General features: G+C 32.2%; 8 protein-coding genes. All 8 read left to right on the top strand.

Going from position 1 to position 10238, the window contains the following annotated elements; all coding sequences use genetic code 11:
• Positions 1 to 1752, top strand: a 1752-nt coding sequence (locus tag FNW52_RS19870) for a type VI secretion system Vgr family protein (protein ID WP_143379211.1), incomplete at its 5' end; no start/stop codon positions are given.
• A gap of 1 nt (position 1753) precedes the next feature.
• Positions 1754 to 2356, top strand: a complete 603-nt coding sequence (locus FNW52_RS19865; protein WP_143379210.1) for a hypothetical protein — start codon at positions 1754 to 1756, stop codon at positions 2354 to 2356.
• 119 nt (positions 2357 to 2475) lie between these two features.
• The gene (locus FNW52_RS19860; RefSeq protein ID WP_143379209.1) at positions 2476 to 3564 is read left to right on the top strand and encodes a DUF2931 family protein; all 1089 of its coding nucleotides are present in this window, start codon (positions 2476 to 2478) and stop codon (positions 3562 to 3564) included.
• Positions 3565 to 3567: 3 nt separating this feature from the next.
• The gene (locus FNW52_RS19855) at positions 3568 to 5667 is read left to right on the top strand and encodes a DUF2235 domain-containing protein (RefSeq protein WP_143379208.1); all 2100 of its coding nucleotides are present in this window, start codon (positions 3568 to 3570) and stop codon (positions 5665 to 5667) included.
• The gene (locus tag FNW52_RS19850) at positions 5667 to 6452 is read left to right on the top strand and encodes a hypothetical protein (RefSeq protein ID WP_143379207.1); all 786 of its coding nucleotides are present in this window, start codon (positions 5667 to 5669) and stop codon (positions 6450 to 6452) included. Before FNW52_RS19855 ends, FNW52_RS19850 begins: the two co-directional genes overlap by 1 nt.
• On the top strand, positions 6440 to 7495 hold the full coding sequence (locus FNW52_RS19845) for a DUF4280 domain-containing protein (RefSeq protein ID WP_221933419.1): 1056 nt from the start codon (positions 6440 to 6442) through the stop codon (positions 7493 to 7495). Before FNW52_RS19850 ends, FNW52_RS19845 begins: the two co-directional genes overlap by 13 nt.
• A gap of 2 nt (positions 7496 to 7497) precedes the next feature.
• Positions 7498 to 8643 carry a hypothetical protein gene (locus FNW52_RS21230; protein WP_255515667.1) on the top strand — a complete coding sequence of 382 codons (1146 nt, stop codon included), beginning with the start codon at positions 7498 to 7500 and terminating at the stop codon, positions 8641 to 8643.
• A gap of 11 nt (positions 8644 to 8654) precedes the next feature.
• On the top strand, positions 8655 to 10190 hold the full coding sequence (locus tag FNW52_RS19835) for a hypothetical protein (protein ID WP_143379206.1): 1536 nt from the start codon (positions 8655 to 8657) through the stop codon (positions 10188 to 10190).
• Positions 10191 to 10238 lie beyond the last annotated feature (48 nt).

The following is a 10238-nucleotide window of genomic DNA, read 5'->3' as shown; positions in this document are numbered from 1 at the left end:
CATGACCATCATACTTTTTCGGTTGAAGTGCGACAGGATATATTGGTTAGCGAATCTGAAAGCGTTATGCCAGTTTCGCAGCAACTCGCGGGCGAAAAGATAAGCATCGAAATAAAAGCAATACCGGATTTAGATGACCATATGGTTGCTAAAAATCCTAAAGATTATGTAATGCAGTTTTATGGAATAGTAACCAAGGTCACTATGCGAAAATCCCGTGTTCGTGACATGGAAGAAACAATCCTAATTCAAGGATATAGCTCTTCGATCGTTTTAGACAATGGCCCAGAATCAAATTCATTTACAGAAAAACCACTAGCCGATATTGTAAATAAAGTAAAAACAGGTTATGATATAGATATGAGAGTGTCTCCATATTATAAAGAGGAATTACCTTATACGGTTCAGTACAACGAAAGTGATTTTGATTTCTTGAATCGTCTAGCGATGCGCTACGGGCAATGGTTCTATTATAATGGAACTTCAATGGTTTTCGGGACTCCGGGCGGTACAGGCGGTGAGCCTAAACTTGTTTACGGGGTTAATATGCAGGAATTTAGTTATGATGTAAAATTGTCTCCAACATTATTTAAAGCTATAGAGAATGACAATATAAAAGGGGAACATTTTGCTGAAAGCACTTCCAGATATAAAAAAGAAGTGGACGGATTTCATCAAACGTTTATCAATAAATCCAATCAGGTTTTCAGCAAAGAAACGGTTATTCAACTCAACCAAAATGCGGTTGGAGGAATGGGAAAAAAAGCATCCGAAGAATATGCCAAAAATAAAATGCGCTCCGTTATGGGTGATATGATACAAATAGAAGCTTCAAGTGAAGTTCCGGGTGTGACCATTGGCAACGATGTAAGTATAAGCAGTGTTGATCCGCAATTAGAAAATTCGTATAGGGTAATCCAGGTAACGCATACCTGTGATGACGGAGGTGGTTACGAAAACCATTTTACAGCTGTTAATTTTAACGGAGCAGTTTTCTCGCCTATGACCAATCCTGATTTAATTCCACGTTGTGAGAGTCAAACAGCAATAGTTGTAGCAAATGAAGACCCAGACGGTCTAGGCAGTTTAAAAATACAAATGCCATGGCAGCAAGCTAAAGGCGAAACAACCCCATATGTACCTATGGTGCATCCACACGGAGGTGGCGAGAAAGGCTTTTATATTATACCCGAGGTTGGCGAAAGAGTATTCGTTGATTTTCAGGGAGGCAATGCCGAAATGCCTGTAGTGTTTGGATCAATGTATCATAGAAATGGAAAAAGTGGTTACGTTACACCCAAAAACGATATGAAAGTAATGCGTACGCGCTCAGGAATAAAAATTGTCTTTAATGATGCCGATGGAAGTCTTTTGATCGAAGACGCAAGCGGGAACAAATATTTTATGGACGGTAAGGGCAATACATTTGTAACTGTCCCGAAGAATATGACTTTTGATATTGGTGAAGATTTGACTTTTAATGTCGGTAAGAATATGATAACCCAAGTGGGTGAAGATCAAACTGATGATGTTGGTAAAAACAAATCGACAACGGTAACCAATAAAATAACTTTACAAGCCCAAGAGTATAAACAAGATATTGATAAAAATAAAACAATGACGGTTGGTGGTGATTTAAAAGAGACTACAGGAACAACAACCCACAAGGCTATAGCGGGAGATATATTGATAAAAAGTTCAGGGGTTTCAAAATTATTAGGAGCTACTGACGCAAAAGTAAACAAAGGGTAAAATGATAAAAGAATATGTAAGAATTTGGCAAACTAGCTTTAATATAGATGAATCATTGTCAAGGAAAAGTTTTTTATTATTTATACGTATAAGTTTTTTAAATCTTTTTCTAATTTTTCCAATTTGTGATTTTTTGGGCAGTAGTATTTTATTGGCTATCTATTCAATATTGTTTTTTATGGTATTATTTTCAGCTGGAATAAAAAGAATGAATGATATTAAAAAGCCATGGTTCTATTTATTTATTCCATTTTATAATTTTGTTTTACTACTAGAAAAAGGAGAAGATGAAAAGTATATAAAAAGCCCAACAGCATACATCAATAGATATGCCTTTTTTAAATTATTATTCATCTCTATTGCGATAGGATTAATGAATTTAGTTTTATTCATCGCTCTCTGTCATACTAAATCGATGAATGCTGGAATTTGGTCTTTAATGTATTCTAGTTTTTTGATTGTGTTGTCTTTAATAATTTTTACTATACAGGTTTATTATTTTAAAAAAAAGGTTACAAATGATAGTATATATGCTTATTCTTTACGTTTTACAATTTTTAGTTTAATTATTACACTTTTATCTGTTTGGCAAAGTTGGAGTTAAGAAGAAAATCATTTGTTTACAATGCTGGCTTAAGCCAAGACGATATATTAAAGGATGAATTGAGGCTTTCGTTTAGACTTTTTTGATGGCACACTCAATAATAGAAGAAAACATAAAATATGAAAATAATAAAAATTCACTTGTATGCTCTAGCGTTATTGCTAACGATAACTACAGCATGCCAAAACAAAAAAGACAAAGAAGATATGAATGAACCAAAATTTGAATACGAAGCAACTGCAAATGCTCCATTAGGTTATCCTATAGAAGTATATAAAGGAGGTCTTGAAAGCAAGTCTAGTTTTTCTGGATTATCAATTGGTATTGCCACAGGTAAAGCAGGTTGGGGAGAAACAGGACGTAGTATGGGTTCCAGCAAAGCAACGGTACCTAATAGGCTAAACCTAATATGGATGTCTTATACCGAAGCCACCCTCTATAGTATAGATTGTGCAATAGACCATGAAAAAATGGTAAAATTGTTTAAGGAAGGTTACCCCAGTTATGCCTCTTTTCTAGGCTTTGGCAGACGAGAAAAGGACTATTATGATACTATTATTACAGGTTTTGCTCCTGGTGGCGTGGTGGTCATTTGGCTTTATGGAGTGGGAAAACAAGTAGAAATAGGGCGCTACCAAGGGGTTAAAACCAAGGTATCTCAAGCCGAAATAAACACGCTAGACAACCACGACCGATTATTGTTTGATGAATCGTGGCGAGAAGGGATCATGAGCAATACCAGCATAATACCATTAGTAACACAAGAGGCCAACAAAAACAAACTCATTCCTTACGGTTTATGGGATACTTATAGAGAAAAATACTATTGGCGTCCAACAGCTATTGTACAAAACGAAGGAAAAATGGAAAGATTTGCATTTGATATGTACAATGGTGAGAAAGATAAATTATTCGATGAGAGTTTTATAAAAAATGAATTTGTAAAAAGAGCAACTCCCAATGGGTTTAGTATGAGCTGGAAAGACAAAGCAGGACAGCGTTATGCAGGCATTGCAGATTTTGATGAAAATGAAATTTTTGCTGCTTTTCAGGAAATATACAAGGACAATAAAGAAGGCAAAGTAGAGATAGAGTTTAGAGTAAGTTCTTTTAATGATGACTTGACCGTACGGCTCAAAGGGAATGACAAAGAGATTGCATTGGTAAAATGCAAAATAGACGTTTTTAAATCTAGCAAAAAATATTAAGTTATGGGAAAATCATTTGTTTACAATGAAGGCTCAAGCCAAGACGATATATTAAAGGATGAACTGAGACTTAATTTCGGGGTGTTTTTTGATGGCACACTCAATAATATGAAAAACACCAAACTCCGAAAATTATACCGGGATAAGGATTTTATGAATAATGAAAAAAAAGATGACTACCAATTTGATTCGTCGGGCGAAAAAGCTAGAGACACAGCTCGTCAGGCAGAAGACGAAAACTATAGCAATATAGACAGTAGCGGTTTTAGCGAGGAACATAAAGAGTATCTGGAAGCCTCACATAGAAATAGCGGTTATGAAGTTTGGAAATGGACTAAGGCACTAGATAAAATGGGAGTAGATAACAGTTTTGCTAATGATTTTACCAATGTCGCCCGTATGTTTATGGGATGTGATGAGCAATATGCTGTTTACATTGAAGGAATTGGTACAGAAGATGTTGCCCGTGACACAGATGATGGTTTTCAATATGGGTCTGGGAGTACCGGCATAAGGAGCAAAGTACGTAAAGGCTGTAATGAACTTGCAAAAAGAATCAAAAAAAAAATAATTAAAAAAAATGATGAAGATAAAATAAAAATAAGCATCACACTAGATGTTTTTGGTTTTAGTCGTGGAGCAGCTGCAGCGCGTAACTTTGTACATGAGGTAAACCAAATAAACTCAAAACTTATTCCCAAAAAAGTACAGGACGGGTATTATCCTGAAAATCCCTATTCTAAATCCGAGACTCTAACTCCAAAATACAAAACTATTTTTATTGATAGTGATCTGGAAGAAATAGATGTTTCGCTATTAGAAAATAACAAAATGCCAAAAATGGGACATTTTGGATATAGCTGTCTTGTAAATAAAATTTCACCTGAAGATTTAGAAAACATTGAGATAGAGGTACGTTTTATAGGTCTCTATGACACGGTATCGTCCTATGAAGAAAAAGACGATTTAAAAGATGATAATACTCTTGGTAAAGGTGCTGTACATACTATTGCTTCAAGTTTATTTCAGGATGATGAAGAGGCTTTGAATTTACATGATTTAAAAGCAACTCAAATAGTACATTTTACAGCAAAAAATGAGCATCGTGAGAATTTTGATTTAACGCGACTATTGTCAGGAAAAATAAGTGAAGCAACAGGAAAAAATAACAGAAAAGAGAAAAACTTTCCTGGAGTGCATTGCGATATTGGCGGTGCTTATGAAAACGGTTTAGAAAATATAGACGAAATAGAAACGTCTCAGCCTAACACATTGGGTCATGTAACAAATGCATTGAATTATTTTACAACAAAAGCGAATCTCAATATCGAAAGGTTCAATTTACAAGAATTTAAAGAGGAGTTAATCTTCGAACATTGGTTTAATGATTCACAACTAGTAATAAGTGACGATTTGATACAAGCTTATAAAAAACTAACCGGCACTAGAATGTTAAGAAAAGAGTATAGCTATATACCCTTGCATTTTATGGGGGAGCTTGCAAAAGATTATTTGCAGGATAAATTAGTAACTAGTATGGATGCTTCTTATCCGCTAGGCGATGACCAAGTGTTAAACGCTGCAAAAAAACGTTTACGTAAATATGTTATGGCAGAAGATAATGAACTCGAATGGGAATACGATGATAAAATACACGAAGCAGAGAGAGTAGTTGAATATGATAAAGCGTATGAAAATTTTAAAAAAAATGTATATCCTAAGATAGAAGCACAAAGAAAGGAAGAAATAGAAAAAAGAATTTCCGAATTAAAAAAGGAACGCGAAATAGCTCAAAAAAGACCAAGTTCAGGTGAATATTCACCTGGTCTACATGGACTTTACGATTATGGTTATTTGAGAGATGATCGCAGAAATGAGAAAGCAATAGAAGAAGATAAAAAACTTGCTTTTTCGAAAACATCAGAATACAGCAACTATGATACATTGGATCACTACAGAGTATTTAAAGGCTACACAGAGGATAATATTCTTAAAATATTAAGAAACCAATATTTCCATTGGTCATCCAATAGAGATTGGATGGGTATGGATCCACGAAAGAATAGAATTAGAGTTGAACACCCCTTGAAAAAAAATACCTAATGATAGCCTTAACACATTTTATATTCGACTTTGCTTTAGACCCCGTATTAGACAAAATTCAGTTTTACAGGTTTAGGACTACGATAACTGATTTCACTAATAAAAGGCGTGTTGTCGAGAATGTATCTACTCGTGATGTAGAGCTTGTATATTTAGGCAAAATAAGAGATTTATTTTATTTTGATGTATTTACATCAAAAGTGACTTTGACATCCAATCAATCGATACAAAACGAGCGATTGCTAAAAGAAGACATCTATGCGTTTGGTGACATTCTGTTAGGAGTAAATGATAAAGGTGAAATTAAAAAAATTAAAAACCTTAAAGAAATGCAACAACGATGGGCAGAAACAAAGGCTGAACTAAGAAAAGATCATGTAGGTTTTGAATTTGAAGATTTCCTGAGTGATATTACGGAGGTGTTAGAAGACGAAGAAAAGACAGTTTACTTCTTGAAAACCAATGCTATGTTTGGCTTGTATTTTCATGGATTATTCGGTAAAAATGATGTTCAGAAAATGCCAATAAAACGAAAAAGTATTCTTTTAGATCTTGATGATACTGAAATTACAGAAGAAATTTGGATAGATAAAAGAGGCCCTCAAGTTAGTATCGGAGCACAAAAAAGTGATGATGCCAATAAAAAAATTATATCCAATAATGTTGAGATACAAGGATATCAAGGAACATTGACTTACGGTGATGAAAATCAATTGATAGAAAGCAATTTAAAAATAGAAACTGAACACAAGAACATAAAATACAGTGTAATATGGGTTGGCTAGACAATATTTTTGGAGGATTAAGTATGCCTGATTACGATAAGATGTTACAGGAACGTTTGGACAAAGAACAAAAAGAAAAAGACGAAATCTTTGATTTTAGTAAAAACAAAGATCAAATAAATGAAGATATAGCAGGACATAATATAGAACATAAAAGCTCACAAAATACTAAACGAAAGGAAAAAGCAAAAGAGGAAAAGAAAAAAGAAGAAAAAGCCTCAGACGGACAGAAAATGGTTCTTGATGGAGCAAAATTGCAATGCACTCTTTGCACAAATCCAGTTGGGGATCTCAAAGTAAACTTTGATACTCCTACAACTCAAGGCAAAAAAACGGCTACTGTAAAAGAGAAAGACATGAAGAGCTTAATCTTTAAAGGTAATTGTACCAAAAGCCCACAAAGTTCCAGCCCTTGCGCCTCGATGATGCAATTGGGAAAATGGAAGGACGTAGGAACATCAAAAGTACAAGAACAATTTCCGTTGCTTCTAAAAAGCACTATAAAATGTAATTATGGAGGTGTAGATATAAAAATTACAGATTGCGGACAGCGCAACGAACCAGAAGACGTTAAGCCAGCATCCAAAGGACTAAAGAAGAAAAAAATTCTAAATGCAAAGTGGATGTGTGCTGAAATGGAAGATGGAATTAAAATTTCAAATATTGATGATAAAGTAAGTCTTTTAGTAAAAACGAGAAATTATGAAGTAGGAGAAACGATATCGATAAAAATAAAAGAAGGCACTGGACGAGAAATCAACGAAGGTATGAAAGAAATGACATTATCAGGAAATGTAAAAGCAGATGGTTATGCCGAATTGAAAGAAAAAGTAGTACTAGAGCCTGTAACTGCTAAACCAAGAGATAAAACCGTAAAAGAACTGCAAAAAGAAGAAGCCCAGAAAAATGAAATTTATATCACTCGAGAAGGTATAGGTTATACTCGAGCAGAATGGAAAGAGTATAAAGAAAAGTGGCAGGACGAAATGGATAAAATAAAGGCAGACAAGAAAAAAGGATTTTGGGATAGTATAAAAAAATAATTATGAACGACAATAGAATACTTTATATAGCAGAAATTAACGGCGATACAAGATTTCAGAATGCGACATTAGAAATTAGAGAAAAATTATTGATAGTATCATTTGACGCAAATAGTAGTGATGTAAAAAACGGAATTTTTGGTTTCGATAAATTTAATAATAGTTTTAAGAATACATGTGTTAGTGGTTTAAATAAACTGGAAGAAGAATACAAACCATTGACTATCTATGAACAAAAATATTACCCTGTATGGGTAAGTATGCGAAAAGGGCAAACTATAACTTTGGAGCTTGATATTTTGGATAAAAAAAACTATAAATCTTATCAGGATATAAAATTTGAGACTAATCCCGATTTTACTTTTGAACCAGCCAATTTAAAAGATGCCAAAGAAGTGAAAATAACCTGTAACAACTCGGGAAGCCAAACCCAATTAAAAATTGAAGGAGATGGTGAAGTGGTTGGAGCCATCAACTTCTTTTATCCCGAACCTAAAGAAGTAAATGTGCGTTGGGTTGTAGTTAATTTTAATAGAGGAGATAAGGAAAAAGTTTTAAGTACAGTTCCAAACAAAAGCATCCTTGAAAATTACTTTAAAACTGCCTTTAATCCAACACTAATAGATATTAAAATCGTAAATGAAAATGCTGAAAACCTCGATATTACATTACCGACAACAAATCCTTTAGAAGGAGCCTTTATTGACAGAATGAAAACTAATCTTGAAGTTGGTAAAAACAATATAGTAAAACAAGACGATAAAAGTAAGATAGATTTAATGACATCATTAAACACTTTACATCAACAAAGACAAAAGAGACTGCAAAGTGATGAAATCACCTTGTATTTGACAAATCTTCAAAGTGGTTCTTCTAAAGAATCGCTAACAGACAGCGACCAAACCATTGTTTCGTACAACAACGGCGCAACCATAGGAAATTTATCCTTGATGTATTTAGGAAATGATAGACAATTGATGAAACCGTCAGTTGAAATTCCTCACGAAATAATGCACGCTCTAGGTTTACAGCATACATTTAAAAAAGGAGAAAAGCACATATTTGAAGTAGGTAAAACGGACAATTATTTGGATTATAACAACAATAAAATAAACACGTTCACTTGGCAATGGCAATTGTTACATTAAAAACTAAAATTATGAAAAATAACAATTATGAAATAGTTTATTTACACTTTACAACATACAATATAGTCAAGTTTTTTGAATCTTTAACCAAAATAAAAAAAACGACAAAATTAATTCTTCTAATTTTAACTTCTTTACCTATTTTCGGGCAAAGTCATTTAAAAGTTAACGATGTAAATTATATTGCTTACGGAGAATATAAAGTAGATTTAATTTCCGTAAAAAAAAATATCCCATATAAAGTTTATTTTGATAGTGAAGAAAATGATACAATTAGAACATTAACAGTTGATAGTAATTATTCAAAAGTTAATAAAGATTTTGGACTAGAAAAAAAGAAACAAATTAAATTTGAGGATATTGCAATACTTGACATCAACAACTACATAAAAAATAAGAAACTTGAAATAGTAAATGATAAAGAAAAATACATTTTTAGTCTTTTTAATAATCAAATCGCAATGATTGAATATTATGAATTAGAAGATTTTTTTGATGAAATAAAAAATAAAAACATACAAAAATGGAATCTCAAAAATACCGATTTCGAATACATATATATCCTAGATTTAGGACTTCAAAAAAGTATAGTTATAATCGGAAATGATGATGGTTACATGATACAAACAAATAAAAACACAATTATTCAATATCAAAAAATTGATTTTACTGATGAAAAAATTATAAAATACGATGAAAATAATTTGCAAGAAAATGTTAGCAAACTTAAAGTAGAAGATTTTTATAAAATTAGAAAAGAAAAGAAAAATAAATATTCTGTCAGAAATATCTTTGGTGATTTAGTGCTTGATAAAGTTTATGATTCTGTAAGTATGGATCAAAATTTCATAATTGGTAAACAAAAAAATAATTGTGAAGTCTATAATACACGTCTTGATAACTTTAATTTAAAAAATGTAAAAGCGGCATATATAGGAAAAGGAAATTCAAGAACTATTCAAATACTAAGCGGTCATGAAGTTCAAAAGTTAAATTTTTTAAATCAAATAATCACGAAGGAAAAAATAGATTATACTGTTTGCGGTACTGTTACATCATATGAATACAATTTAAAAAATAAAATTTTAACAACTAAAACATCAAATGATTTCACAGTAAAGCAATCAGAATACTCCATTGTTGTACTTGATTTATTTAGTTATTATTTTGATACAATACAATTTTTGAATAATTCTGATAATCTAACATTTGATAGCAACTCTTTTAATGACTATAGTATTTTTAACCTATCATTAAATTGGATTATTGTAAGTAAAAAAGGTAAATATGGTGTTTTTGAGTTCAATACAGACAAAGAAAATAAAATTGCACTAAAGGAGATTATTTCAACAGAATATGATTCAATCGAATCTAAAGGATACAATTATCCACTTAAATTAAAAAAGGATAATCTTTACACATATTACAATGTCAATAAAAATAAATATAAAAAGTTAGGTAAATTCAACAACTATTTTTGCAGATTCGAAAACGAATTTGGAAAAGTTGGATGGCTAGATTTCAGAGGGACTGAATATTTTGATTAAATATTGAAAGTATGCTGCTCCCCAAAAATCAGACAAAAAATTAAGTTA

Source organism: Flavobacterium sp. ZT3R18 (assembly GCF_007097385.1).
GTDB lineage: Bacteria > Bacteroidota > Bacteroidia > Flavobacteriales > Flavobacteriaceae > Flavobacterium.
Note: the sequence above shows the minus strand (reverse complement) of the source record. Positions and strands in the feature narration are given on the sequence as shown.

Excerpts from the sequence above, each read along its gene's own strand:
- FNW52_RS19865 (WP_143379210.1), top strand. The coding sequence starts at position 1,754 with ATGATAAAAGAATATGTAAGAATTTGGCAAACTAGCTTTAATATAGAT.
- FNW52_RS19835 (WP_143379206.1), top strand. The coding sequence starts at position 8,655 with ATGAAAAATAACAATTATGAAATAGTTTATTTACACTTTACAACATAC.
- FNW52_RS19855 (WP_143379208.1), top strand. The coding sequence starts at position 3,568 with ATGGGAAAATCATTTGTTTACAATGAAGGCTCAAGCCAAGACGATATA.
- FNW52_RS19850 (WP_143379207.1), top strand. The coding sequence starts at position 5,667 with ATGATAGCCTTAACACATTTTATATTCGACTTTGCTTTAGACCCCGTA.
- FNW52_RS19860 (WP_143379209.1), top strand. The coding sequence starts at position 2,476 with ATGAAAATAATAAAAATTCACTTGTATGCTCTAGCGTTATTGCTAACG.
- FNW52_RS19845 (WP_221933419.1), top strand. The coding sequence starts at position 6,440 with ATGGGTTGGCTAGACAATATTTTTGGAGGATTAAGTATGCCTGATTAC.
- FNW52_RS21230 (WP_255515667.1), top strand. The coding sequence starts at position 7,498 with ATGAACGACAATAGAATACTTTATATAGCAGAAATTAACGGCGATACA.